The organism is Cognatundibacterium jejuense (genome assembly GCF_014284255.1).
GTDB classification, from domain to species: Bacteria; Pseudomonadota; Gammaproteobacteria; order Burkholderiales; family Burkholderiaceae_D; genus Undibacterium; species Undibacterium jejuense.
This window is the reverse complement of sequence record NZ_JACOFV010000018.1, coordinates 70,648-94,902: the sequence shown is the minus strand read 5'-3', so window position 1 is coordinate 94,902 and position 24,255 is coordinate 70,648. Positions and strand designations below refer to the sequence as shown.

25 protein-coding genes are annotated in these 24,255 nt (G+C 47.7%); 7 read left to right on the top strand and 18 right to left on the bottom strand.

The window, feature by feature from the left end; all coding sequences use genetic code 11:
• Positions 1-75: 75 nt before the first annotated feature.
• The 5 genes from H8K32_RS17390 to H8K32_RS17370 all read right to left on the bottom strand — a co-directional run bounded on the left by H8K32_RS17390 (position 76) and on the right by H8K32_RS17370 (position 4,335).
• Entirely contained in the window at positions 76-975 is a 900-nt protein-coding gene (locus H8K32_RS17390) for an ion channel (protein ID WP_186913830.1), read from the bottom strand.
• A 22-nt stretch (positions 976-997) separates the two neighbouring features.
• On the bottom strand, positions 998-1,462 hold the full coding sequence (gene ybeY, locus H8K32_RS17385; protein ID WP_186913829.1) for an rRNA maturation RNase YbeY: 465 nt from the start codon (positions 1,460-1,462) through the stop codon (positions 998-1,000).
• On the bottom strand, positions 1,446-2,561 hold the full coding sequence (locus tag H8K32_RS17380; protein ID WP_186913828.1) for a PhoH family protein: 1,116 nt from the start codon (positions 2,559-2,561) through the stop codon (positions 1,446-1,448). The genes ybeY and H8K32_RS17380 overlap by 17 nt, the downstream gene beginning before the upstream one ends.
• Positions 2,558-3,898, bottom strand: coding sequence for a tRNA (N6-isopentenyl adenosine(37)-C2)-methylthiotransferase MiaB (gene miaB, locus H8K32_RS17375; protein ID WP_186913827.1), 1,341 nt, complete (start codon positions 3,896-3,898; stop codon positions 2,558-2,560). Before miaB ends, H8K32_RS17380 begins: the two co-directional genes overlap by 4 nt.
• Before the next feature lie 65 nt (positions 3,899-3,963).
• The gene (locus H8K32_RS17370) at positions 3,964-4,335 is read right to left on the bottom strand and encodes a hypothetical protein (RefSeq protein ID WP_186913826.1); all 372 of its coding nucleotides are present in this window, start codon (positions 4,333-4,335) and stop codon (positions 3,964-3,966) included.
• 181 nt (positions 4,336-4,516) lie between these two features.
• Between H8K32_RS17370 and H8K32_RS17365 the strand changes: the two genes are divergently transcribed.
• Together H8K32_RS17365 and H8K32_RS17360 are read left to right on the top strand one after the other, a co-directional pair.
• A complete protein-coding gene (locus tag H8K32_RS17365; RefSeq protein WP_186913840.1) occupies positions 4,517-5,026 on the top strand; it encodes a flavin reductase family protein in 510 nt (169 codons plus the stop codon).
• Between the two features lie 5 nt (positions 5,027-5,031).
• Positions 5,032-5,286, top strand: coding sequence for a SemiSWEET transporter (locus H8K32_RS17360; RefSeq protein WP_186913825.1), 255 nt, complete (start codon positions 5,032-5,034; stop codon positions 5,284-5,286).
• A 49-nt stretch (positions 5,287-5,335) separates the two neighbouring features.
• Here the strand turns inward: H8K32_RS17360 and H8K32_RS17355 are convergent, their stop codons facing one another.
• The 9 genes from H8K32_RS17355 to H8K32_RS17315 form a co-directional block, all read right to left on the bottom strand.
• Entirely contained in the window at positions 5,336-6,382 is a 1,047-nt protein-coding gene (locus tag H8K32_RS17355) for an L-threonylcarbamoyladenylate synthase (RefSeq protein ID WP_186913824.1), read from the bottom strand.
• Complete coding sequence (locus H8K32_RS17350; protein WP_186913823.1) at positions 6,379-7,599, bottom strand: 5-(carboxyamino)imidazole ribonucleotide synthase; 1,221 nt, start codon at positions 7,597-7,599, stop codon at positions 6,379-6,381. Before H8K32_RS17350 ends, H8K32_RS17355 begins: the two co-directional genes overlap by 4 nt.
• A 274-nt stretch (positions 7,600-7,873) precedes the next feature.
• Positions 7,874-8,371 (bottom strand): 5-(carboxyamino)imidazole ribonucleotide mutase, encoded by a 498-nt coding sequence (purE, locus tag H8K32_RS17345; protein ID WP_186913822.1) that lies wholly within the window; start codon positions 8,369-8,371, stop codon positions 7,874-7,876.
• A 2-nt stretch (positions 8,372-8,373) separates the two neighbouring features.
• Entirely contained in the window at positions 8,374-9,270 is an 897-nt protein-coding gene (locus tag H8K32_RS17340) for a phosphoribosylaminoimidazolesuccinocarboxamide synthase (RefSeq protein WP_186913821.1), read from the bottom strand.
• Positions 9,271-9,379: 109 nt separating this feature from the next.
• The gene (gene fba, locus H8K32_RS17335; RefSeq protein ID WP_186913820.1) at positions 9,380-10,444 is read right to left on the bottom strand and encodes a class II fructose-bisphosphate aldolase; all 1,065 of its coding nucleotides are present in this window, start codon (positions 10,442-10,444) and stop codon (positions 9,380-9,382) included.
• A 116-nt stretch (positions 10,445-10,560) separates the two neighbouring features.
• Entirely contained in the window at positions 10,561-12,000 is a 1,440-nt protein-coding gene (gene pyk, locus H8K32_RS17330) for a pyruvate kinase (protein ID WP_186913819.1), read from the bottom strand.
• A gap of 95 nt (positions 12,001-12,095) precedes the next feature.
• Positions 12,096-13,289, bottom strand: a complete 1,194-nt coding sequence (locus H8K32_RS17325) for a phosphoglycerate kinase (RefSeq protein WP_186913818.1) — start codon at positions 13,287-13,289, stop codon at positions 12,096-12,098.
• 348 nt (positions 13,290-13,637) lie between these two features.
• Positions 13,638-13,967 carry an AzlD domain-containing protein gene (locus H8K32_RS17320; RefSeq protein ID WP_186913817.1) on the bottom strand — a complete coding sequence of 110 codons (330 nt, stop codon included), beginning with the start codon at positions 13,965-13,967 and terminating at the stop codon, positions 13,638-13,640.
• Positions 13,964-14,917 (bottom strand): AzlC family ABC transporter permease, encoded by a 954-nt coding sequence (locus tag H8K32_RS17315; RefSeq protein WP_343068056.1) that lies wholly within the window; start codon positions 14,915-14,917, stop codon positions 13,964-13,966. Before H8K32_RS17315 ends, H8K32_RS17320 begins: the two co-directional genes overlap by 4 nt.
• A 43-nt stretch (positions 14,918-14,960) precedes the next feature.
• Between H8K32_RS17315 and H8K32_RS17310 the strand changes: the two genes are divergently transcribed.
• The 4 genes from H8K32_RS17310 (at position 14,961) to H8K32_RS17295 (ending at position 17,344) form a co-directional block, all read left to right on the top strand.
• A complete protein-coding gene (locus H8K32_RS17310; protein ID WP_186913816.1) occupies positions 14,961-15,170 on the top strand; it encodes a zinc-finger domain-containing protein in 210 nt (69 codons plus the stop codon).
• Positions 15,171-15,235: 65 nt separating this feature from the next.
• Positions 15,236-15,667, top strand: a complete 432-nt coding sequence (locus tag H8K32_RS17305; RefSeq protein ID WP_186913815.1) for a YybH family protein — start codon at positions 15,236-15,238, stop codon at positions 15,665-15,667.
• A 106-nt stretch (positions 15,668-15,773) separates the two neighbouring features.
• Positions 15,774-16,730, top strand: a complete 957-nt coding sequence (locus tag H8K32_RS17300; protein ID WP_186913814.1) for a YheT family hydrolase — start codon at positions 15,774-15,776, stop codon at positions 16,728-16,730.
• On the top strand, positions 16,730-17,344 hold the full coding sequence (locus H8K32_RS17295) for a DUF2946 family protein (protein WP_186913813.1): 615 nt from the start codon (positions 16,730-16,732) through the stop codon (positions 17,342-17,344). The genes H8K32_RS17300 and H8K32_RS17295 overlap by 1 nt, the downstream gene beginning before the upstream one ends.
• Before the next feature lie 60 nt (positions 17,345-17,404).
• Here H8K32_RS17295 and H8K32_RS17290 read toward each other — a convergent pair whose 3' ends face one another.
• Positions 17,405-19,036 (bottom strand): beta-barrel assembly-enhancing protease, encoded by a 1,632-nt coding sequence (locus tag H8K32_RS17290; protein WP_186913812.1) that lies wholly within the window; start codon positions 19,034-19,036, stop codon positions 17,405-17,407.
• Between H8K32_RS17290 and moaC the strand changes: the two genes are divergently transcribed.
• Positions 19,035-19,559 carry a cyclic pyranopterin monophosphate synthase MoaC gene (gene moaC / locus H8K32_RS17285; protein WP_186913811.1) on the top strand — a complete coding sequence of 175 codons (525 nt, stop codon included), beginning with the start codon at positions 19,035-19,037 and terminating at the stop codon, positions 19,557-19,559. The genes H8K32_RS17290 and moaC overlap by 2 nt on opposite strands.
• Positions 19,560-19,592: 33 nt before the next feature.
• Here moaC and H8K32_RS17280 read toward each other — a convergent pair whose 3' ends face one another.
• From H8K32_RS17280 to H8K32_RS17270, 3 genes are all read right to left on the bottom strand, one after another.
• Entirely contained in the window at positions 19,593-21,341 is a 1,749-nt protein-coding gene (locus tag H8K32_RS17280; protein WP_186913810.1) for a PglL family O-oligosaccharyltransferase, read from the bottom strand.
• A gap of 195 nt (positions 21,342-21,536) precedes the next feature.
• Entirely contained in the window at positions 21,537-23,162 is a 1,626-nt protein-coding gene (locus H8K32_RS17275) for a tetratricopeptide repeat protein (protein WP_222613173.1), read from the bottom strand.
• A 223-nt stretch (positions 23,163-23,385) separates the two neighbouring features.
• Positions 23,386-24,162, bottom strand: a complete 777-nt coding sequence (locus H8K32_RS17270) for a hypothetical protein (protein WP_186913808.1) — start codon at positions 24,160-24,162, stop codon at positions 23,386-23,388.
• Positions 24,163-24,255 lie beyond the last annotated feature (93 nt).

Here is a 24,255-nt window from a genome sequence, read left to right as displayed (position 1 = left end):
CAAATTTTAGGGAATTCATGCTGTTGCAATCACATCAACCGCATGAATTCTTCACATTGCCGTCATATTTCAGATTTAGATATCCTTCATAACTTCTACGGGAACTTCTTCTGAATCATGAAATTTCGTGTAATGCAAATGCGGAACAGAGCCCTGCTGATTCAACATGTCGACGTAACGATGATTCCAGCGTATCAAATCTGATGGGTAATGTTTTATTCCGCGTTGATTCTGGTTAGTCGTATCATCCACTCCCTCAATTGTCACTATCAAGGTCGTATTGCCAGACATTTGCTCAGGCGTTAGCCCAAATAAAGGACTGGTTTCATCAATGATATGAATCAAAGTCCATCCCAATACAAATAAAGGATGGTGGTCGCGCTCCAACTTTAGATCGTAGATTTTACGGAATTGCCCCATTGTCGACGTCTGCTCTTGTCGCATCACATGCATTTTTGCAGATGCTTCGCTAATCAAATTCAAACGCGCATTCGCCATTCTGACCATTAATAGCCGTTTGCCATCAGCCACATGACTGACTGGATGTTCGGCAAAAATAATACTGGAACGCGGTCTGGAAAAGCGCGCAAAAATCATCCCCGTCGTTACCGCAACACTCGCCATACCAACAAAAATTTCTATACTCGCGATTGCGTGTCCATACACCGTCATCGGATGCATATCACCGTAACCGACTGTCGCCAAAGTCTCGACACTAAAGAAATAGGCGCCCAAAAAATTATTTGGCTGCATATTGGCAATCGAATTTGGTACCAACATGAACAAGCCGGCAAAGACGAGATTAAACAAAACAAAAGTAACAGCAATCGCGCCGAAGAACATGGGCCAACTGCATGACATCGCATAGTAATAAATGTCTTGCCAGATATGACTATCTAATCCGTAGGTCACTACTTCGCGACCCGCCATAGAAATACGACGAGCGCGTTGAGGGAGCTTGGAGAATAATTTCATCGACGAATAAAGATTTTAAAAATTATTGATAAGGGTTATCTAAACCTAAGCCTGCCAGAATTTCAATTTCCAGCCCCTCCATTTCATCGGCCTCTTCATCGGTTTCATGATCATAGCCTTGTGCGTGCAAAACGCCATGTACGATCAAATGTTGGGCATGCTCTAGTACCGATTTTTTTTGCTCATCCGCTTCCTTCTGGAGGACATCTGTACACAAAATAATATCAGCCTGTGTTACTTCAGCATCTTCATCTTCCGTGTAGGCGAACGTCAATACATTGGTCGCATAATCTTTGCCACGATAGTCGCGGTTTAGCTCTTGTCCTTCTGCAGCATCAACAAAACGCAGCGTCAATTCTGCCGGAAAATACAAAGCTGCTTGAATTGTTTTACGAATTAAAGGACGCGGCAAAATGTCCTGCAAACGTGGATCTGCATACTGCACAGACAAAGTTAATTTATGCTTAGGATTACTTTTTGCGACCATGATGATGAGCTGAATTGAATGGGGTGGCGTTTTTTAACAGACCAATTGCCGCGCTATGCGCATGCGCACTGGCGTTAGCTGATTCATAGGCGTCTACAATACGGCCAACCAGAGGATGTCGTACCACGTCAACACTGGTGAACTGGGAGAAAGCAATTCCGCGAACACCGCTTAACACCTGGCACGCATCAATCAAACCGCTTTTTTGTCCGCGCTGCAAATCGACTTGTGTAACATCGCCGGTAATGACCGCTTTGCTGCCAAAACCTATACGTGTCAGGAACATTTTCATTTGTTCCGGCGTGGTATTTTGTGCTTCATCCAGAATGACAAAAGCATGGTTCAAGGTACGCCCGCGCATGTACGCCAGCGGCGCAATTTCGATGACCTGCTTCTCAAACATTTTTTGGGTACGATCAAAACCGAGCAAATCATACAAAGCGTCGTACAAAGGCCGCAGATACGGATCAACCTTTTGCGCCAGATCGCCAGGTAAAAAGCCAAGTCGCTCACCCGCCTCCACTGCCGGACGGGTAAGAATAATACGTTTAACAGCATCGCGCTCTAATGCATCCACCGCACAAGCAACGGCCAAATAGGTTTTACCTGTACCAGCTGGGCCGATACCAAAAGTAATATCGTGTTCAACAATAGAGTTGAGATAGTGATTCTGATGCGGTGTGCGACCACGCAAATCGCTGCGACGTGTTTTGAGCACCGGACTTTCAATCGATGAAACGGTGACTGGTTCCGCGTCAACAGTTTCTTCAGTCGAAACCGCGTCCGCACTGTGTGCGATTTCTAAGGTAGGATTTTTTAAGCTTTGTTTGGCTTTTTGTTCGACTAAAGCCAATTGCACTTCATCAATCGAAATCGCTTTTTTGGCGAGTGGATAAAAATGCTCTAACAATTCCAAAGCTTGTTCAGCATTGTGACCACTGACAATAAATTTCTCTCCACGGCGAAAAATCGTCACATCCAATGCCGCCGACATCTGACGTAAATTTTCATCCAATGGGCCGCACAAATTTGCCAGACGCGTATTGTCCAGCGGTTGCGGAATAAAGTAAGAAACTGGCACAGGAGTTTTAGCCATCATGCAGTCACAGTTTCTTCGACTAATTCGCCGCGCAAGGAATAATTATAGGATTCAGTAATCACTGTATTGACCAATGTGCCGATTAATTCTTTTCCGCCCGCGAAGTTCACAACGCGATTATTTTCGGTGCGGCCCTGTAATTCATTTGGATCTTTCACTGAAGGGCCATCCACCAGTATGCGTTGGACTGTGCCTATCATGGCATTGCTATATTTTTTTGTATTGGAATCAATCACTGCCTGCAAAGTTTGCAAGCGACGTAATTTCAATTCTTGCGGTGTGTCATCTTCCAGATTCGCCGCTGGTGTTCCGGGGCGCGGACTGAAAATAAAGCTGAAGCTATTATCAAAACCAACATCATCGATCAACTTCATCAGCGCATCGAAATCTTCATCAGTTTCCCCAGGAAATCCGACGATAAAATCAGAAGACACTGACATATCAGGACGCACTTTTTTAAGGCGGCGTATCACCGATTTATACTCAATCGCGGTGTAACCACGTTTCATGGCAGACAAAATACGGTCTGAGCCATGTTGCGCTGGCAAATACAAATGGTTGACCAGCTTCGGCACTTTGGCGTAGCAGTCAATCAAGCGCTGAGTAAATTCTTTCGGGTGACTGGTCACAAAACGGATGCGCTCGATTTCCGGGAACTCAGCAACATACTCAATCAACAAAGCGAAGTCGGCAATCTCGCCATCCTCCATCACACCACGATAGGCGTTCACGTTTTGACCAAGCAAACTAATTTCTTTAACACCTTGCGCCGCTAAACCTGCCACCTCAGCCAACACATCTTCAAATGGACGCGAGACTTCTTCACCGCGGGTGTATGGCACCACGCAGTAACTGCAATACTTACTGCAACCTTCCATGATAGACACGTAGGCAGTCGCACCATCTACCTTAGCCGGTGGCATGTGGTCGAATTTTTCGATTTCAGGAAAACTGATATCGACTTGCGAACGGCCGGACGAACGGCGTGCATCAATCAATTGCGGCAAACGATGCAAAGTCTGCGGGCCAAACACCACGTCAACATACGGCGCGCGTTTGATAATGGCTTCACCTTCTTGCGAAGCGACACAACCACCAACGCCAATTAACATGTCAGGACGCTTACGCTTTAATTCACGCAGACGACCGAGGTCGGAAAACACTTTTTCAGACGCTTTTTCGCGCACGCTACAGGTATTGAGCAGAACGATGTCGGCGTCTTCTGGCGTATCGGTTTTAATCAGACCTTCGGAAACATTGAGTACATCGGCCATTTTGTCTGAGTCATACTCATTCATCTGGCAGCCAAAGGTTTTAATAAAGACTTTTTTTTGCATCATTTTTTCTAAAGTAACAGCTGTTACAGCTTTCAATAACTATATGTTCATTCGGGTCGAATCAATCAATTCGTCATCGGCATGTTCGCCTGCGCATTGGGATCAGGCAATCCTTTGGCGATTTCTGATTTTGTAAGTATCCAGACCTTATCAATATCCCGAAAACTATTTTCTGTGTAATGAACAACAATATTACTACCAGACAATGTTGCTGGCATGACGATCAAATTGTTGACCGCAAAAATACGTGATGAAGGCGCCAAGCGTCGCGGATACCCATCCATCGTGATATTTGGATAATTTGACATATCCAGAATGCCGCGCTTAGCATTCGGGGGGAATTGTCGATCAGCGGCCACCTGTGCGAAACTTGAGGCCGTCAGACCAGCCAACACCAGCCATATACTCAGACAACGAAAAATTCTCGCGATAGACATCGCTTACCTCACCATTTCGAATATCAAAAAAATCAAAGAAATCAATTACTTAAAGTCGACAAACAGAACCCGCGAAGGGCATAAGTTTAACACAGACAGCTACGCGCTTCAGGAATTTGCCCGCAATTCAACGAAAACCAGGAAATCTGGGATAATGGCGAAAAAAATTGATGGAACCCCGATGCACACTCGTTCTCCACGCGCAGAAAAGCGCGATTTTGACAGCCGTTACTTCAGAAATGCCCTGTCCCAATTCGCGACGGGCGTCACCGTCATTACCACTCGCCTGGCAGATGGACAATTTCTTGGTTTAACAGCAAGTTCATTCAATTCTGTTTCTCTGGAACCGCCTTTGGTGCTATGGAGCCTTGGTAATTCTGCTAACAGCATGCCTGTATTAACTGGCAATTCACATTATGTTGTCAATGTTTTATCCGCTGAGCAGGCGTGGTTGGCGGAACAGTTCGCAAGTCGCAAAACGAATCGTTTTGAAGGTGTTGAATACACCTTATCACGCACCGGACATCCTATCTTAACCGGTGCCTCAGCCTGGTTCGAATGTCACAATCGCAGCCGCTACCCTGAGGGCGATCATGTGATTTTCGTCGGTGAAGTTGAACATTGTGAATTTACAGCGCAGGCACCTCTGGTCTATCATGGCGGTCAATTCATTGAAACCTCGCCAAAATAATTTTCATGCTCACTTCTGATTTGGTCGGCTATTGCGCCGCCAGCCTGACCACCGCCGCATTTATCCCTCAAGCCTGGATGACCTGGCGCTTTAAACGCGCTGAGGGCGTATCGCTGAGTATGTACGTGATCTTTATTGCTGGCATCCTGATGTGGATGACTTATGGCATCTTGTTGCAGGCGTGGCCAGTCATCATTGCCAATATTGTGACCTTGGTGCTGGCGTCTTTCATTTTGGCGATGAAGTTGATTTACAAGTAAGTTGATGGGATCCGATTGTAGGACGAGTGCAGCCCGCCCTACTTTTAACTCAATTCCCCAACATCTTTTCCAACACATCCCTCGAATCAAATGCGGCGCGGCGCAGGCGGTCGTTGACGCCTTGCCAGATTTTTTCTTGCGGCAAGGCTTCGACCAGAATCACATCGGCATGCGCATGATCGAGTTCGCGCAAGCCAGCATACAAATCATGGGCATAACCAACCGGATCATTTGGCAAATGTCGCCAGGCATCGGCATGAATGGCAGGATGCGCGAGGTAGCTCATTAAGGCCAATGTCCTGCCTTTGGCTTGTAATTGTTGAACCACATCATCAAGTTCTCCAACGGCGACCTGCACCACCGGCGTGTGCGGCGCATAGTGGGCATCCAACGTGCCTGATGCACGCGGTGCGGCGGCGTCGGGACTGGCAGGCATAACGCCCAGCACTGCAGCCAATTGTTCTGCACTGATATGCCCAGGTCTGAGCAAAACTGGGCCATGGGTGGCTAAACGACTTAAATCGACAATCGTTGATTCGATGCCAACCTCACTCTGACCACCGTCCAACACCTGTGCAATCAAACCACCTGGCTGCACTTCTTGTTCAAACTCTTCGATCACATGAGATGCCATGGTTGGGCTGACATGGCCAAATTTATTGGCTGACGGCGCAGCAACGCCACCTTTACCACCTTTAAACGCACTCAATAGCGCGATCGCCACTGGATGCGACGGGCAGCGTATGCCAACCGTATCCTGACCACCGGACACCGCAGCCGGAATGTGATCGGCCCGCTTTAAAATAAAAGTCAGCGGACCGGGCCAAAATGCTGCGATGAGTTTTTCTGCTTCGGCCGGAATCTCTTTCGCCCAGTAACTGATGTCGGCGCCTGGTGCGATGTGCACAATCACAGGATGATTGGAAGGACGTCCTTTGGCGGCATAGATATTGGCAACCGCCTGCGGGTTTTCTGCATCCGCACCAAGACCATAGACCGTTTCTGTCGGAAAAGCGACCAGCTTGCCAGCTTCTAAAGCTTGTGCCGCCGCGATAATTTCAAGCGGTACATTTGTCTTGCTGACTACTGACCTCATGCTTGCTCCGGCGCGGCAATCCCGAGAATGACGCAGGCTCTGGCTAATGCTGCCTGCGCTTCTGGCATGCTGGTAGCGACAAAAGTGACATGTCCCATCTTACGTGCGCGACGTGCTTCGGCTTTGCCGTATAAGTGAACATGCGCACCTGGAATCGCCATGACCTGATCCCAGGCTGGTTCGTGCTGGGTATCTGTGCTGGCATTCTCATACCAGACGTCGCCCAAAATATTCAACATGGCGGCGGCTGAATGTTGACGCACATCGCCCAGCGGCAATTGCGCCAAAGCGCGTACTTGTTGCTCAAACTGGCTGGTGATGCAAGCATCAATAGTGTAATGACCACTGTTGTGCGGACGCGGTGCCATCTCATTGACGGCCATCGTTCCATCTTGCAGCACAAAAAATTCGATGCACAACACGCCGACATAACCGAGTTCTGCGATGATATCCAAAGCGGCAGCTTGTGCCTTTTTGGCGATGTCTGGTGACACATTCGGGCTTGGTGCTAGCGTCGTAAATAAGATGCCGTCACGATGGACATTTTCAGCGATCGGATAGACCACGGCTTCGCCGTCAACACCGCGAGCAACGAGGACGGATATTTCGTAAGCCAGCGGCAGCATTTTTTCTAAAATGCAGTGTTGGCCATTCATGCCAGCAAACGCCGCTTCCAATTCTGCGCGGGTGCGAACTCTGACCTGACCTTTACCGTCATAACCCATGCGTACGGTTTTCAAAATACCAGGCAGCAAATCATCCGGTGCGCTTAGCACATCTGCGTGCGTTGCGATGCCCCAATGCGGCGCTGGGTAAACGCCATTATTCAATGCGCAGCGGGTAAAGAAATGCTTTTCGGCGAGCCTGTCCTGCGCAATAGAAACACAAGCGCCAGCTGGTGCTACAAAGCCACCACGAGCAAAATAATCGAGGCTATCAGCAGGAACGTTTTCAAATTCAGTCGTGACGCTGGTAGCGAACTTGTGTAATTCGCTCAAACCTGTCGCGTCATCATAATTGGCCTGTACATGGTGTTCTGCCACCTGCGCGGCAGGACAGCCTGCTTCCGGCTCCAGCACGGCAACCTTGTAGCCGAGTGCCTGAGCTGCGTGCGCAAACATGCGACCTAACTGACCACCGCCTAAGATGCCAAGGCAGCTTTTGTCGGTATTCGGCAATAATGGTCGTCTTGGATGTACTTGCTTGTCGATAGTCATGATGTCAAATTCTATGTGAGGCGTTCAAAAACAGCCTGCGATTCAGTGAGGGAATAAAGATACTCCCCCCCTTTATTTAGAAAAACACGTCATTTGTCATTGAGACAGAATGGACGTTTTAAAATACTCACTAGGAGTATGCAAACTCTTTCAAATTCATATTGCTGACACACACGCAAAAAGCTGTCTGTCTTTCGTCGTTTTTAAGATTCAAAACAGGCAACGGCGCTGCTAAGGGTTGAATTCAACATCACCGCTGCACATTGTTAAGCAATCAAACTGGCAGCACCATATCGCGTGCAACTTGCGTTTGCTTTTCTCTGAACGTCAGCAATTGCGCAGCCAAGGCATCATCCGTGGTTGCCAGCATCGCGATCGCCGCCAGCGCAGCGTTGGCGGCACCGGCTTCACCAATCGCAAACGTCGCCACGGGTATCCCTTTTGGCATTTGCACGATAGACAGCAAAGAATCTTCACCACGCAAATATTTAGAGGGTACTGGCACACCAAACACCGGAACAATGGTTTTAGCGGCGATCATGCCTGGCAGATGTGCAGCGCCACCAGCACCAGCGATAATCGCGCGGATGCCGCGTTCACGGGCGGTTTCTGCAAACGTGAACATTTCATCCGGCATACGATGAGCAGAGACGACCTTGGCTTCAAAACCAATGCCGAACTCTTTTAAGATTGCAACCGCATGCTGCATCACGTCCCAATCAGAGGATGAGCCCATAACTACACCAACGACAATTTTTTGCTCTTGCGTCATGATTATGCCTTCAGTTTTTCACCAGTCAGACGCTCCAGCGCTTCCTGATATTTAGCAGAGGTTTTTAAAATCACGTCTTCTGGCAATGTCGGGGCAGGTACTGTTTTGTTCCAGCTGGTAATGGTTTCCAGATAGTCGCGCACAAATTGCTTATCGAACGATGGAGGAGAAATACCAGTTGCATAGGAATCAGCAGGCCAGAAACGAGAAGAATCGGCCGTCAACACTTCGTCCATCAAATGCAGTACGCCATTGTCATCGAGACCGAATTCAAACTTGGTATCAGCGATGATGATGCCGCGTGTGGCTGCGTATTCTGACGCTTCGGTGTAAAGCTGAATACTGATATCACGCATCTTGGCAGCGAGTTCTGCGCCTATGCGTTGTTCCATGTCGGCAAAGCTGATGTTCTCGTCGTGCTCACCCATTTCGGCTTTTGCTGCTGGTGTGAAAATAGGTTCAGCTAACTTGGCTGCCTGTGGCAAACCGGCAGGCAAAGTAATACCGCAAATGGCGCCAGTCGCTTGATAATCTTTCCATCCAGAGCCGATGATATAGCCACGAACGACAGCTTCGACCATGATAGGTTTGAGACGTTTAGCAACCACCGCGCGACCACGCACTTGTTCTACTTCATCTGCGGCTACGACGCTCTCAGGAGCAATACCAGTCAGATGATTCGGCACAATGTGGCCTAATTTTTCGAACCAGAAATTGGCCATTTGATTCAGCACGCGGCCTTTTTCCGGGATAGGCTCGGACATGATGACGTCGAACGCAGATAAGCGATCGCTGGTCACAATGAGCAATTTATCGTCGCCAACAGCGTAGTTATCGCGTACTTTGCCACGGCCTAACAAAGGCAAAGAGTGAAGTGTGGAGCTAATTTGGGTAGTCATGATTTTTCAATACTCTAAAATACTGCACATTAACTGCAAATTTATAATGTAAATGAATGCTGCAAAAATGCTCAGGGCGCATTTTCTGCGCCCTGAGCTTACACATTACTTAGTTGACGATCTGCGACAACGCGCCTTTTTTGTACTGCTCGGCGACTTTTTCCAGCGACATCGGTTTTATCTTCGCTGCCTGACCTTCGCAACCGAACGACAGGTAACGTGCCTTGCAGACCAGTTTCGCTGCTTCACGTGCTGGCTTTAAGTAATCACGTGGGTCAAACTTGCCTGGATTTTCAAACATGTAACGACGGATCGCGCCAGTCATTGCCAGACGGATATCAGTGTCGATGTTGATTTTACGTACACCATTTTGGATACCAATCACGATTTCTTCCACTGGCACGCCGTAGGTTTCTTTCATGTCACCGCCGAATTGACGAATCTCTTCGAGCAATTCTTGCGGCACGGAAGAAGAACCGTGCATCACCAAGTGAGTATTTGGAATGCGAGCATGGATTTCTTTGATGCGGTCGATTGCCAGAATATCGCCGGTAGGCTTGCGAGAGAACTTGTATGCACCGTGGGACGTACCGATCGCAATCGCCAGTGCGTCACATTGAGTTTGTTTAACGAAATCAGCAGCTTGCTGCACGTCAGTCAACAACTGTTCACGCGTCATTTTGCCGTCAGCACCGTGACCGTCTTCTTTGTCGCCCATCATGGTTTCCAAAGAACCGAGCACGCCGAGTTCTGCTTCGACAGTCACACCGATGGAGTGCGAAAATTTAACGACTTCACGTGATACTTCAACGTTGTACTCGTAGCTGGCAACGCTCTTGCCATCTTCCATCAAAGAACCGTCCATCATCACCGAAGTAAAACCGGATTTAATCGCTGCCATACAAACCGCAGGCGATTGGCCGTGATCCTGATGCATCACTACCGGAATATGTGGGTAAGCTTCGACCGCAGCTTCGATCAGATGACGCAAGAATGCTTCACCAGCATACTTACGGGCACCAGCAGAGGCTTGCATAATCACAGGCGCGCCAACTTCATTGGCAGCTTCCATGATGGCAGTGACTTGTTCCAGATTATTGACATTAAACGCTGGCAAACCATAGCCGTTTTCAGCAGCATGATCCAGCAATTGACGCATCGATACGAGAGGCATATTAAACTCCAGAAGTACTATTAAAAATCTTTACTTTCAAATCTGATACTGCATTAAAAATTGCAGATCAGTTCAACAAATCTTTTTCTATCAGGCCATAAAAGCTACCGGGTTACTTAGGACTGAAATTCACCAACCTTCACGATCTTCAGCGCATTCGTGCCGCCTACTTGCCCCATAGGTTCACCCCAGGTCACAACGATCATGTCGCCTTTGCTGACGACGCCATTTTCCAGCAATACCGTCTCCGCCGATCTCAACACGGCATCACGATCTGCCGCATACGGCAAAGTAAAAGTCCGGACGTTGCGATACAGGGCTGCTTTGCGTTGCGTTGCGATACTCGGTGTCAAAGCAAACAAAGGCACATCAATACTGTGACGACTCATCCACAATGCGGTTGAACCAGATTCAGTCAAAGCCACAATCGCTTTCACACCAAGATGATGCGCGGTAAATAATGCACCGTAAGCAATCGACTGATCGATGCGGGTAAACGCCAGATTCAGGAAATCAGCATCGAGCTTATATTCCTGGAATTTTTCTGCTTCCAGGCAAATCGCCGACATTGCTTCTACCGTCTCGATAGGATATTTACCCGACGCAGTTTCGGCAGACGTCATCACCGCATCAGTACCATCCAACACCGCATTGGCGACGTCGGATACTTCAGCACGTGTTGGCACTGCATTGACGATCATCGACTCCATCATTTGCGTTGCGGTAATTGCTAATTTGTTCGACGCCCGCGCCATTTTGATCATGCGCTTTTGCAATGCCGGAACTGCCGCATTGCCAACTTCGACTGCCAGATCACCACGCGCGACCATAATGCCATCGGATGCATCCAGAATTTCTTGCAAGACCGGAATCGCTTCAGCACGTTCGATCTTGGCAATCATCATTGGCTTGTGGTTATAAGGCTCACCAGCAATATTGGCCAATTGACGCGCCATTTCCATGTCAGTCGCATTTTTCGGGAATGAGACCGCAACATAATCTGCCTGGAATGACATCGCTGTTTTGATGTCTTCCATATCTTTTGCTGTCAAAGCAGGTGCAGTCAAACCACCACCCTGACGATTAATACCTTTATTGTTCGACAGCTCACCACCGATTTTGACGACCGTATGGATTTCATTACCGATAATGCGTTCAACAATCAATACGATCAAACCATCATTGAGCAATAAAACGTCGCCCACTTTGACATCACGTGGCAAGGCTTTGTAATCGAGACCAACACGTTCCTGGTTACCCATCGTGCAATCCGCGTCGAGAATAAACTTATCGCCATTCTCAATTTGAATACGGGTATTTTCAAACTTGCCAATACGGATTTTTGGACCTTGCAAATCCGCCATAATTGCCACTTCGCGTCCGCATGCTGTTGCCGCCTGACGTACCATGTCGGCGCGATCGATGTGATCTTGCGCCTTGCCATGAGAAAAGTTCAGACGCACCACATTGACGCCCGCGTTAATCATCCGTTTGAGTGTTTCCACATCATTGGAAGCGGGGCCTATGGTGGCAACAATCTTAGTAGCACGTAACATCTGGTCTCCTGAATTATTATTAATGGTTTGATGCGGTGATGAACTAATTTCTTTGAACTAATTTCTTTGAACTAATTTCTTTGAATTTAACTTATTTACTGTGCCGCGCGTTGCAATAAAATTTCTACCGCGGGCAAAGTTTTCCCTTCCAAAAATTCCAGGAAAGCGCCACCGCCAGTCGAGATATAACCAACGCGATCAGCGATTTGGTATTTAGCAATCGCTGCCAGCGTATCACCGCCACCTGCAATCGAGAAGCCAGCAGAATCAGCAATCGCCTGCGCCAACACTTTGGTGCCATTGCCAAACTGATCAAACTCAAATACGCCAACCGGGCCGTTCCAGACGATCGTGCCAGCAGTTTTGATTTGCTCTGCCAATAAAGCAGAAGTGACTGGGCCAATATCGAGAATCATGTCGTCATCGGCAACATCCGCCACGGCTTTAACCGTTGCCACAGCCGTCGGTGAAAATTCTTTCGCGCATACGACATCAGTAGGAATAGGTACGGATGCGCCACGTTTTGCCATCATATCGATGATCGCTTTTGCTTCATCCACCAGATCCGCTTCTGCCAATGATTTACCGATTTTCAAGCCAGAAGCCAGCATGAACGTATTCGCAATACCACCGCCAACGATCAAGTTATCAACTTTGTCTGCGAGGGATTTCAGGATAGTCAGTTTGCTTGATACTTTAGAACCCGCGACAATCGCCACCAAAGGACGCGCTGGTAGGCCGAGTGCTTTGCCAAGAGCATCTAGTTCAGCAGACAATAATGGACCAGCTGCAACCACTGGCGCGTATTTTGCGATGCCGTGGGTAGTCGCTTCGGCGCGGTGCGCAGTACCAAATGCATCGTTCACATACACATCGCACAGGGCAGCCATTTTTTGTGCGAGCGCGTCGTCATTCTTTTTCTCGCCTTTATTCACACGGCAGTTTTCCAACAATACCACTTGACCAGCGGCGACTTCAACGCCGTCAACCCAGTTCTGTTTCAAACTGACAGGTACGCCAAGTAACTCGGATAAACGCACTGCAACTGGCGCCAGACTATCTTCTGCTTTGAATTCACCTTCTGTCGGACGCCCCAGATGCGACGTCACCATCACAGCAGCACCCGCCTTCAACGCTTGCTGAATCGCCGGAACTGACGCACGAATACGCGTATCTTCGGTAATATTGCCGTGGTCGTCTTGAGGAACATTGAGGTCGGCACGAATGAAAACACGTTTGCCTTGAAGCTGGTTACCTGCGATCAGGTCGCTGAGTCGATTAAATTTCATCGCGATGTGGAATGAGAATTGGCTAGGTTGAAGGAAAAAGCGATCTGACTCCGAATCAAACAAATATTAATTCCGCAGCAATTTCGTTATAAACAACATTGCCGAGCAAGATTCAAAAGTAAGACAAATGCGCTAAAACCGCTATTTTACCAAAGCCCCCAGCCCACGCCACAGAGTTTTGCATCTGATTTTGGCGCCAGCTCACCTAAATTGTCTGCATACCAGTGTAAAAATGTTAATGTATTAATATTTTCTAGTTTCCGCAGGGCGGATAAAGCCCGCGCGGTAGCTCCGGTAAATGAAAACGGCGGGTCGTCCCGCCGTTCGTATCTATTCCTATCTGACCAACTAAAGCAGACGCAAACCGGTGAACACTAACATGCCGAAAATGATCGTATGCAACATGTTTTTACGCACTTGAAAAAACACCGTCGCTGCGATACCGGCCATCAACTTAGGATTTTGCCAACTAAAATCCCATTCACTACCTCCATGCGGATTAAGCAAAAAATCAGGCACAATAATTGCCGCCAACGCGCAGGCAGGTGCATAGCGCAGGGCTTCCTGAACGCGTTGCGGCAAATTAATCCGGTTTCCAGCCAACCAAAAGCCACTACGAGCAATAAAAGTTGCCAACCATAAAGAAAAAATAACGATCCAGATCTCAAGATCACTCATGCTTGCTCACTCCCATCCGGTATTTTTTTACTCTTGAGCATGTGCTCTTCCAACAACATCGCGGTTGCCATACCCAATATCACTGCAAGTAAGAGACCGAGTTTATAAGGGAAATGAAAGCACAACAGCGCCACAACGCCAGCGACGACCACTCCAGCCAAAGCCGCACGGTTGATAATCAAAGGCAGCATCACGCACAAAATCGCCAGCGTGCCTGCTACACCCAGCCCCCAATTGGCGGGAACCTGGCTTCCTAACAAAATACCAATAACAGAGCCGATTTGCCATGCAGCCCAATTCGGAAAGATGAGGCCCTTCAAAAACGCTAGCTTGCCTTTCATGTCTTGCAAGTCAGGAAAGCGCTGAATAAATAAGCCCACCGCCACATCTCCAGTCAGAAACCCCAACCAGGCGCGATGACGCAAAGGCAAATGCGAGAAATGCGGCGCTAATATTGCTGAAAAGATAACAAATCGCAAATTGACCGCCAGTGCCGTCGCGAAGATCACCCACACTGGCGCATGCGCCCCGATCAGCGGCAAAGACGCCAATTGCGCGGATCCACCAAAAACAATAAAGGTCATCCCAAACGCTTGCGGCAGACTCAAGCCCGCTTTGATCATGGCTATGCCAACCACCAATCCCCAGGCACCTATACCAAACCAGGTGGGCGCTCCCAGACGCAGCGCCTCTTTGGTGGCAGCTTGATCAGATTCAAAAGACATGGCAACTTTTCTCAACAAATAGCCGTGCATTTTAGCCTTGATCAGAAAAGCTCGCCAATCAGCGATACAATCAACGATACAATCAGCGATAGAATCAGCAATAGTTAACGACAGCAAGTAGCTGGAATCCGTTAAAATCACCGCTTGAATTTGAGAACCGATGCAAATAGCAACCATGGCGTGTCCAAGCCGCAAAATGCTTCGCATGCCAAGCTGCTTTTGCATCCAATATTGCACCTAATTAGCAAACATTTTTACCGGAGTCTTTATGTCCACCAATAACAGCGCCACATCAGCGAACAATGTCGTCGAACTGCAAGGCAAAGATTTGCCTGCACACTGCCCAAATCCAGCAATGCCATTGTGGTCTTCCCATCCACGCGTTTTTCTTGATTTGTCCCACGGCGGCTCGGCAACTTGCTCTTACTGTGGTACGCAATACAAACTGGCTCCAGGTACCGTGATCAAAGGCCACTAAGATTTTCCATCGCTACGTATCGCTTTCGCGGTCGTAGCACCAGCAAAAAATCAGGTAAGCTCATCATGCCCGCAAAAAAGCAATTTAATGGCAGTGCTGACGAAGTCGAAGCTGCATTCTATGATGCCATCAGTCGCGCTGATCTCGATGTATTCATGGATTTGTGGGCGGATGACGAAGAAATTGTCTGCATTCATCCAGGCTCTAACCGTCAAGTAGGTCATGCTGCCATCCGGGCGTCGTGGGAAGCAATCTTTGAACGGGGCAATGTCCACATTCAGGCAACGCAATTACACGCGACGCACAATCTGTTGACCGCCGTGCATAGCGTCATCGAGCAAATTCACCGTCCGAATGAAACCTTGCCGGATGTCCATATTCTTGCGACCAACGTTTATCTGAAAACACCGCAAGGATGGCGTATTGCTATGCATCACGCCTCGGTCGCAGCAGGCAAAGCCCCCTTGGATTTATTCAAAGCCAGTGTTTTACATTAAAGGTAATTAGTTTAAAACGGCAATGAGGCGTGTATTTCCGGACGGAATAGCGCACAGTACCGGATATCAGAAACACCCACCCCGTCACATTCACTATGATGCAAGAATGAAATATCAGTCTCCCCGCTGGCTTCCCGGTGGTCATTTACAAACCATCTACCCTGCTTTATGGATACCTCGCCCCGAAGTGAGCTTCCGGCGTGAACGTTGGGTGACACCGGACGACGACTTTATCGATATCGATTTTGTGGATGGCAAACCTGGACAGCCTATGGTTGTGCTATTTCATGGATTAGAAGGTTCCAGCGACAGTCACTATGCGCGGGCTTTGATGGCGGCAATCCAGGCGCGAGGCTGGTCGGGCGCGATTCCGCATTTTCGTGGTTGCTCCGGTGAATTGAATCAGGCACCGCGCTTTTATCATTCCGGCGATGCACAGGAAATTGACTGGATATTACGTCGCATTCAATCTCAACATCAAAAGCAACACGGCGATGCTGTTTTTTTTGCCGCAGGTGTTTCCCTCGGTGGTAACGCCCTGCTACGCTGGCTTGGTGAATCGCAACACCAGGCTGAATTTGTCAAAGCTGCTTGCGCGATCTCGGCACCACTCGATCTGGCACAAGGCGGCGCGTCTTTGTCGAGCGGCTTCAACATGCTCTACACCCGCATGTTTCTCAAAACTTTAAAGCCAAAGTGCCTGCAAAAACTGAACCAGTTTCCCGGACTTTTCGACAGAAATCGTTTACTAGAAGCCAAAAATCTCTACGAATTCGATAATGTCGTGACGGCACCTTTGCACGGCTATCTGGATACCGACGATTATTGGAACCGCGCCAGCGCACGTCACGTGCTGCCCGACATCACACTACCGACCTTGGTCTTGAATGCGCAAAATGATCCGTTTTTACCCGGTCAATATTTACCTCAAAAAGCCGCGCCCTCGGTGATTCTGGACTATCCTAAACATGGCGGCCACGTTGGTTTTGCCGCTGGCAACGTACCCGGTAGCCTGCATTGGTTACCAGAAAAAATTTTGCACTTTTTTGACAAGGCAAGCTAATGGACGAGATCGTCAAAGCCGCCATTGCAAAATGGCCCAATGTACCGCATTGCTACGGCTGGTTAGCCCTGGATGCGCGCGGCCAATGGCGCATGCGCGATGAACGCTGCCAAGCCCTAAAACTCCCCGGCGACATCATCCGCCATCCCGCTTTGATCGACTTCATCAACCGCAATTACCAATGCGACGATCAAGGCTGCTGGTATTTTCAAAACGGTCCGCAGCGCGTGTATGTTGATTTAGAGGCCACCCCATTTATTGTCCATACTGCGCCGGACGGGTTGCAACTTCATACTGGTCAGGTGATGCCACTATTAACAGCGGCATTCATGGATGAGTCTGGACGGATCATTTTAGTCGCAGATAAGCTCATTGCCCTTGTTGATGATCGCGACTTAAGTGAAATCATGCGTTATTTACGTATTCAGGATCAAATTCCCGACGACGATCAGATCCTGACCTGGATGGCAACAGGCGGAGCAAGTGCGAGTTTGAGTTTGAGTTTGATGTCGATGCCGTATGCCTCGCAGGAGATCACGCTCCTGGCCAGCAGTCTGCATGAGATTCTGGCCGCTGCGGATTTAAAGGCACGACCAAGAGAATCAAGTAAGTAAAATCTCTTGCTTCATCAGCTACCGAAGCTACCGAATTTCCGGCAAGATATCAAAGCGCGGTCAGCGCCGTTTGCGCTCCTCTGCCAGTTCTTGCTTGTGATTCTCTTTCCAATCGCGTTCATTGGCATCGATCACTGACAATTCGTAAAAACCGGCATCTTTTTCTAATCTTGCCAGATCCAGCTGCTGCAAAGCGGCCGTCCAACTATTTTGAATTGCAAATGCTTCTGCCAGTGCGATATGCTGCAAAGCTTGTCTGCCTTGTGCAGCATAGACTTTGGCTAATAAATTCTGCAACTTCGCATCCTGCCGGTACAACATAATTTGATCGCGCAAAAAGATTCCTGCTGTTTCTTCTTTTTTGGCATCTAACAGCGCTTCTACATATTGGTAGACCAAGCCGCGAGATAAGGGCAAACGTTGGATGGCCTCTTTTGCTGCGCTACTGGCAAGATCGAATTGTTTGCTACCCAACAGAATGTCGATAAACAAACTATCGAAGGCACTACTCAAATCAAGAAGATATTTTTGTCGGGATGAACGTGCCGTTTGTTCCCTCGCCTGATCCAGTAACTTCCGTGCCTTGATAAAATCCGTCTGCTTACAGGCAACGTAGGCTAAACCATACTTCGCGGCAATCTGATCTTCTTCTCTTTCCGATTTCAGCTGGATTTCAAATAACTGCTTTGCATCGATCAACCCCTGAACGGTAGGGTCTTGCAATACCCGCACGCGAGATTTCATCAAAAAGAATTCGAGACCGTCCGCTCGCTGCTTATAGCGCAGGCCTTGCGCTCGCGCCTGGATGTCTGCAATGCGTTCACTGGTCAGCGGATGGCTGCGCAAAAATTCAGGTGCATTGTCCGTATAGTTACGGGTAGAAGCCTGAAGACGCCCAAAGAAAGTGACCATGCCAGTCGGATCAAAACCGCCATCTTGCAATATCTGAAAGCCTATCCGGTCTGCTTCACGTTCAGCATCTCTGCTAAAGTTTAGCTGCTTCTGAATTGCCAGTCCTTGCCCACCAGACGCGACGGCGATCGCGGCATCGGGACTTGAGCGGGCAGCTAACACCGCTAAAGCCAGTGCCACTAAAGGAATATATGAATCATACTTTTGGCTAGTCAGCATGCGCGCGATATGCCGTTGTGCAACGTGGCCGATCTCATGGCCGATGACAGATGCTAACTCCGACTCCGTTTGTGCGGTCAGTATGAGAGCAGTATGTAAACCGATAAAACCACCCGGGAACGCAAATGCATTGAGGACGGGATCGCGCACGGCAAAGAATTCAAAGTTATAAGCCGCCTCACCTCTGGCATCGGGGTGCGCATCTAATAGCTGGTTTCCAAGTCGGTTCAGATATTCAGCAACGGGGCCATCATCGATATAATCAGGATCCCGCCGGACCACGTTCATGATTTGCTCGCCAAGCTTGCGTTCAGCCAGCGGCGACAGGTCTTCTCGTGACGTGTCGCCTAAGGTTGGCAGATTTTGCGTCGCGGAGGTCGTTTGAGCATAGTTGCTTGAGGCGCACAAACTCGTCGCGAGAATAGCTGCACTCAGCAGTTGTCGCAGGCATGTCTGATTTGATCGCAGGAAGGAGATATTTTTTCTTTTCACGGTGCTATGATGTTCCTTGACGGCATTCGTTCCGAAATTGTTCAACTTTCCTCTAGATTTCACATCCATGACTACTCATTTCCAGCAATCCGATCTGACCCATTTTGACAGCGATGGTCAGGCACATATGGTTGATGTCGCAGAAAAACAAGATAGCCATCGCATCGCCATTGCCTGTGGCAATATCCGCATGAAACCAGAAACCCTGAGTATCATCACCGAAGGCACTGCAAAAAAAGGCGATGTGATAGGTGTCGCCCGCATTGCCGCCATCATGGCAGCCAAACGCACCAGCGATCTGATCCCACTCTGCCACCCGTTGGCTATCACGCGCGTTCATGTCAATTTTAGCATCAGTACTGACACGAACTCCATACAATGCCAGACTCAAGTAGAAACCATAGGCAAAACCGGTGTCGAAATGGAAGCCCTCACCGCTGTACAAGTCGGCTTACTCACCATCTACGACATGTGCAAAGCCGTTGACCGTGGCATGGTGATGAGCGACATACGGATATTAGAAAAGCATGGTGGCAAATCGGGGGACTGGGTTAGCCTGATTGATCAAGCACAGACTGATGTGGCAGGCTAACTTAAGTACAGCGAAAATAGCAAACACTCAGGTTCAAGGTGCATCGCGCTTGGGTATCTGGGCAACCGCCGCTTTATAGCGCGGGTCAAGCGCACCTTTCGCTTGCCAATAGTCAAAGTATTCAGGGTAATCGTAGGGATGAAGGCGCTGTAGTGTTTGCATCAGTCTCACCGCTTTATCCGGTTCACCGTTGAGCAAATCAATTTCTGCCATCTTATTGAGAATATGCACAAAGCCAAAGCGGGGAGTCCATTTTTCGACATAAGCAATTTCTTCCGCCGCCATGCCTTCACGGGGTTCTATGCGCATCAATTTGAAGTAATCAAAGAATTCAGGAAACAACGTAAACGCCGGCTTTTCTAACTTTTGCAGGCTGACTGCCGAAGGCATCTGCTCCCAACGAAAAACATTAAAGCCACGCACGACGCGCTGATAATCCCAAATGATCAAACTCATGCCCATCAAGCCGATTATCACCAGGGTTTTGACGAGCGCTGTCGTAGTTGTCATCACTCGCGCTTCCCAGCGCAGATGATCTGACATACCAATCAACATGCCGATCGGGAACAAGATATAGCCATACCATAGCGGAAATTCAACCATACTATGCACACCTGCCGCGATGAAGCATAAAGACGCATAAAGGCTTACGCTATTTGACTTAGCCAGCACACAAGTTTGCACTATCCACCAGCTCACACCCAACATGATCGCCAAGGTGACAGGCCATCCCATTTCAGCAGCAAAATTAAGCACGATGTTATGTGCGTGTTCGGCATACGTGGTGGAATTAAAATCCGCAGCAATTCTGACTTGTTCGGCACCATAACCGAACCAACCCACACCAGCCCACGGATGCGTTGCGGCCATATGCCAGGCTTGCTGCCATAAACCCATGCGCTCCGAACGGCCACCGACATGCTCAATAACAGACCCGCCAACATAGCCCATTGCTGAGGAAGCAAACGGCAGAAAAAATACCATACCAAAATAAACCAACAGCAAGGCCATTACAACAAGTCGATTAACCTTTTTTTCGCCATTCTGCGTCGTCATGAGTAAGACAGCAAATAGAGGAGAAATAATCCAGCCAATACGCGATTGCGTCAGCACCACACCAGTCAAAATGAAACCTGCAATTGATAAAGCCCATTGCGCAGGTAATTTATTTATTTGATACAAATACCAGGTCGAAGCCATGCCAAAGCACAACAGCAATGCTAATTGATTTGGTTGCGCAATATTGGCGTAGGCTCTCACCAAATAATTTCCATGCCCGATCGACATCATCAACGGAGAACCGTCAACACCAGCTATTTGCATATATTCTATGCTGACCGAAAGAACAGCCAGCGCAACGTTCACCATAGAAAAGACCAGGCAAAAATACGCTCTCTGCTGTTGGTTCACAGTGATGTTCGCACCCAATATGATCGCAAATAAAAATAAAAGGAGATAGATCAGCGGAAAAATCAGTTCCGACCACACCGAACTCGTCCGAAAAACCAGATTTAACACCAGCACCACAATCAAACCCAACGGCAAGATACTCGCCTTAGGAATGAGCAAGTCCATCATCGATCCGCGTGGCTGCCAGGCCAATACGAAAAACGCAAAAAATAACCCGATAATGATCGCCAGTTCGTTGTACAGGGATCGAAATGGATGCACATGAAAAGGGATTAAGCAAGCAATGAACAGCCCTGCACAGACAACGACGGACGCAAAATGACTGCGGGAATTTTGATTAATAAAAAAAGAATTTTCACTCGTTGAATTCATGGATCATTTTTAAAATTGAAGCTAGCTATCATCATTCGCACACCCTCGCTTTAGTCCAAACGAAAAGACCCAAGCCAGATTGATTACGCAAGCTGGCGCAGAACTATAAATCAGGAAACTAAACCGTTGTACGAGATTTTTTATCGTGCCGTATTCTATCAATACAGCACGAGGATAAGTAATTAAGTCGCTTTTTCAGCGAAGACTGCCAAGTGTAGCCTTCAGCTCTTTGAACTTTTGGCAGCCTTGCGCAATGCCCATAGAACAAAGCTTCAAGTAATCCGCAGCAGCGCCATCCCAATTTTTCGTATCTTCGTAGACACGCGCCCGACCGAAATACGAATTCGGGTAATCCGCCTTTAAAGCAATAGCAATATTAAAATCGCTCAAGGCTTTGGGGTATTGTTTTAGTTCAAGATAAACTGCACCGCGGTTATTGTAGGCATAGCTATATTTGGGATAAATCGTCAGCGCTTTACTGTAGTCCTGGATCGCTTCGGGGTAGTGCTTTAAATTAAAAAGTGCAATGCCACGATTATAAAAAATCCGCTCAACACCAGGAATATCCGTTTTTTTCTCAACCAAGATCGCAGCATCATCCCATAACAAATAGGGGTGACTAAATGATTGCAAACGGTTCCAGCTTAGCGGCACCATCAATAACAATAAACAAACTACCGCAGCAGCGGTACGTTTTGCTGGCATTTTTAGCATGAAATAAGGAAAGATCGCAACACCTCCCGCCATCCATAAATAGCTACGGTACAAAACAAAGGGCTCTTGAATCCTGACTGTAGAAAACTCCGTAGCAAACAAAAACCAGGGGCACAACATCCCAAAGCCAAGCAAACCGTAAAGCCCGCGCCTGAATAAAAAACGAACAGCAATAATGAAATAAAAAATAAACCCGAGCAAACTGAGAACATAAGGCCATGACCATAAACGCATGGCAAAATCTTCATACATATCGATAGACATCCAGGCTGGATCAGGTAGCAACCATAACAGCAGGTATTTGAAGAATAAAAAAGTCTGAGTCAAGATTGACAAAGGATAAGCCAGTGAAACGGGAAATCCGTTATCCATGAAGGACAGCCTACTCAACAATTCCGAACCATTATTCTGGTAAGCCTGTGCGAGCACATTTTGCGATTTAACTTGAAAAAACGTAAATAAAGCAATAAAAAAATAGAGCAAAAAACTCATTCCAATTTGCTTAAATAGTTCTTTGGATGGCTTTTTCAATAAAAACACCAAAGAAACTGCGACGGCTGGCGCCATGACAGCATGCTCTTTGGACGTCACGGCGAAAGAATAGGCAAATGCTGACGCAAACAAATAAGATTGTTTTTTTCTATCTATGCCTTCGATGACCAATCTCAACATAATGATGGTAAAAAAAGTCGCCATCAAAGTTGAACGCTGCGTCAGATATGTCACTGCATAGACCGCAGCTGGATGCAGCGAAAAGATCAAAACGCAAAAAAATGCTACCCATGAATTAGATAATTTAGTCGCTGTCTCATCAAGATTTGCACAACGTTCATCTTTCCGTAGTACCAGGTCGAATAGTCGTTGCAAAAAAAACAACAATGCAAGCGCATTTGCTATGTGCAAGATCAAGTTACCAAGATGAAACCAAATGAGATCCAAACCTAAAAGGCTGTGAGTCCACTCCATCGTAGCATAAGGGAGCCAACGTAACTCGGAGCCAAATCCATTGTTCAGGTAATTGGCATGGAACGTACCGTCAAAAAAATACTGGTCATCAAAAACGACTGGATTCCATAGGAAGTTACCATAGATACCAATAATGAGCATACCTATGAGCAAGCACTGCACTCTGTGTAAATTGAGAATTATCCAAAATTTATCGAACGACTTTGATTGAAGCATAGGTGTCCCGAAAAAGGATTTTCGTGCAAAGCACGAGATAACGAGGTGACGCCAACGATAGTGCAAATTACGCTGCAAACATTACAACATACTTAGCCAGCTAAATAAATTAAGCTAAGTATGTGTTCTAAGGCAACTACATGGGCATTTATTGAGAAAGTGGCCGTCCATAGGGATCAATTGGCAATACACTCACCACACTGGCGTCACTACGTCGTATGAGCACAACCAAGCTACTACTCTGCTCAGACATAGGAACATAGGCGAGCCGGTCATATGGTAAGCCTGTAGAAGCAACGGCTTTATCAAGCATCGCTTTGGCCTTGGGTAATTGCTCAGGTTTTTGCTTTGCCAGTAATTCTTCGAGCGCAAACATGCTCAATTTAACCTCTTTTACCATGTCAGAATAAGGCACGTGGTATTGCACCAAACGAGGTAAATCAACGTGATATCTCACCAATACGGCATTGATGTATTTTTTTCGCTCGGCTTTATCCGCTGGTATGCGTGCACCGACCAATTTCGGGCCATTCATCGGTAAGCTCGGATTGTGCAAATCTTCCAGGACTTCAGAGGGAATTTGGTAGGCAGATACCAAAGAAAAATGATTTTCACTAAAGACGATGTAAACAGGGCGCCCTAAAAATAAGGTTGTCGCACCATAAGTCAATGCAGCTAACTGCACGACGGCGATAAACACTAAATCAAATTTCAAGCCCTTCTTACCCGGCACGAAAATCAGAAAAGTAATCAACGGGCCCAGCCCAACGTCAACACAGGCCAGTACCAATAGGAGTTTTCCTGCACCTAAAGCCGTAAAATAAGGTTCAGGGTAACAAATCAATAAAACAAACGCCATGACACTTGAGACCAGTACCAGGCTAATCAATAAGTGCAATAAACCAGCGCGAATTCTATGTTTCATAATATTGAATCTAATACAACCAGTATATTGTTTGTTCGCAATAATAGGAAATACACGTCATCCATTTGAAGCTAAATTTTTGATGATTTAACT

Bases quoted from the DNA above. Each gene is read 5' to 3' on its own strand.
- H8K32_RS17365 (WP_186913840.1), top strand. From the start codon at position 4,517: ATGCACACTCGTTCTCCACGCGCAGAAAAGCGCGATTTTGACAGCCGT.
- H8K32_RS17340 (WP_186913821.1), bottom strand. From the start codon at position 9,270: ATGACTACCCAAATTAGCTCCACACTTCACTCTTTGCCTTTGTTAGGC.
- H8K32_RS17370 (WP_186913826.1), bottom strand. From the start codon at position 4,335: ATGTCTATCGCGAGAATTTTTCGTTGTCTGAGTATATGGCTGGTGTTG.
- H8K32_RS17305 (WP_186913815.1), top strand. From the start codon at position 15,236: ATGCCCGCAAAAAAGCAATTTAATGGCAGTGCTGACGAAGTCGAAGCT.
- H8K32_RS17275 (WP_222613173.1), bottom strand. From the start codon at position 23,162: ATGCTCATTATTGGTATCTATGGTAACTTCCTATGGAATCCAGTCGTT.
- purE (WP_186913822.1), bottom strand. From the start codon at position 8,371: ATGACGCAAGAGCAAAAAATTGTCGTTGGTGTAGTTATGGGCTCATCC.
- H8K32_RS17300 (WP_186913814.1), top strand. From the start codon at position 15,774: ATGAAATATCAGTCTCCCCGCTGGCTTCCCGGTGGTCATTTACAAACC.
- H8K32_RS17320 (WP_186913817.1), bottom strand. From the start codon at position 13,967: ATGAGTGATCTTGAGATCTGGATCGTTATTTTTTCTTTATGGTTGGCA.
- H8K32_RS17315 (WP_343068056.1), bottom strand. From the start codon at position 14,917: ATGCAAAAGCAGCTTGGCATGCGAAGCATTTTGCGGCTTGGACACGCC.
- H8K32_RS17310 (WP_186913816.1), top strand. From the start codon at position 14,961: ATGTCCACCAATAACAGCGCCACATCAGCGAACAATGTCGTCGAACTG.
- H8K32_RS17280 (WP_186913810.1), bottom strand. From the start codon at position 21,341: ATGAATTCAACGAGTGAAAATTCTTTTTTTATTAATCAAAATTCCCGC.
- ybeY (WP_186913829.1), bottom strand. From the start codon at position 1,462: ATGGTCGCAAAAAGTAATCCTAAGCATAAATTAACTTTGTCTGTGCAG.
- H8K32_RS17390 (WP_186913830.1), bottom strand. From the start codon at position 975: ATGAAATTATTCTCCAAGCTCCCTCAACGCGCTCGTCGTATTTCTATG.
- miaB (WP_186913827.1), bottom strand. From the start codon at position 3,898: ATGCAAAAAAAAGTCTTTATTAAAACCTTTGGCTGCCAGATGAATGAG.
- fba (WP_186913820.1), bottom strand. From the start codon at position 10,444: ATGCCTCTCGTATCGATGCGTCAATTGCTGGATCATGCTGCTGAAAAC.
- H8K32_RS17325 (WP_186913818.1), bottom strand. From the start codon at position 13,289: ATGAAATTTAATCGACTCAGCGACCTGATCGCAGGTAACCAGCTTCAA.
- H8K32_RS17360 (WP_186913825.1), top strand. From the start codon at position 5,032: ATGCTCACTTCTGATTTGGTCGGCTATTGCGCCGCCAGCCTGACCACC.
- H8K32_RS17270 (WP_186913808.1), bottom strand. From the start codon at position 24,162: ATGAAACATAGAATTCGCGCTGGTTTATTGCACTTATTGATTAGCCTG.
- moaC (WP_186913811.1), top strand. From the start codon at position 19,035: ATGACTACTCATTTCCAGCAATCCGATCTGACCCATTTTGACAGCGAT.
- pyk (WP_186913819.1), bottom strand. From the start codon at position 12,000: ATGTTACGTGCTACTAAGATTGTTGCCACCATAGGCCCCGCTTCCAAT.
- H8K32_RS17355 (WP_186913824.1), bottom strand. From the start codon at position 6,382: ATGAGGTCAGTAGTCAGCAAGACAAATGTACCGCTTGAAATTATCGCG.
- H8K32_RS17295 (WP_186913813.1), top strand. From the start codon at position 16,730: ATGGACGAGATCGTCAAAGCCGCCATTGCAAAATGGCCCAATGTACCG.
- H8K32_RS17350 (WP_186913823.1), bottom strand. From the start codon at position 7,599: ATGACTATCGACAAGCAAGTACATCCAAGACGACCATTATTGCCGAAT.
- H8K32_RS17290 (WP_186913812.1), bottom strand. From the start codon at position 19,036: ATGGATGTGAAATCTAGAGGAAAGTTGAACAATTTCGGAACGAATGCC.
- H8K32_RS17380 (WP_186913828.1), bottom strand. From the start codon at position 2,561: ATGATGGCTAAAACTCCTGTGCCAGTTTCTTACTTTATTCCGCAACCG.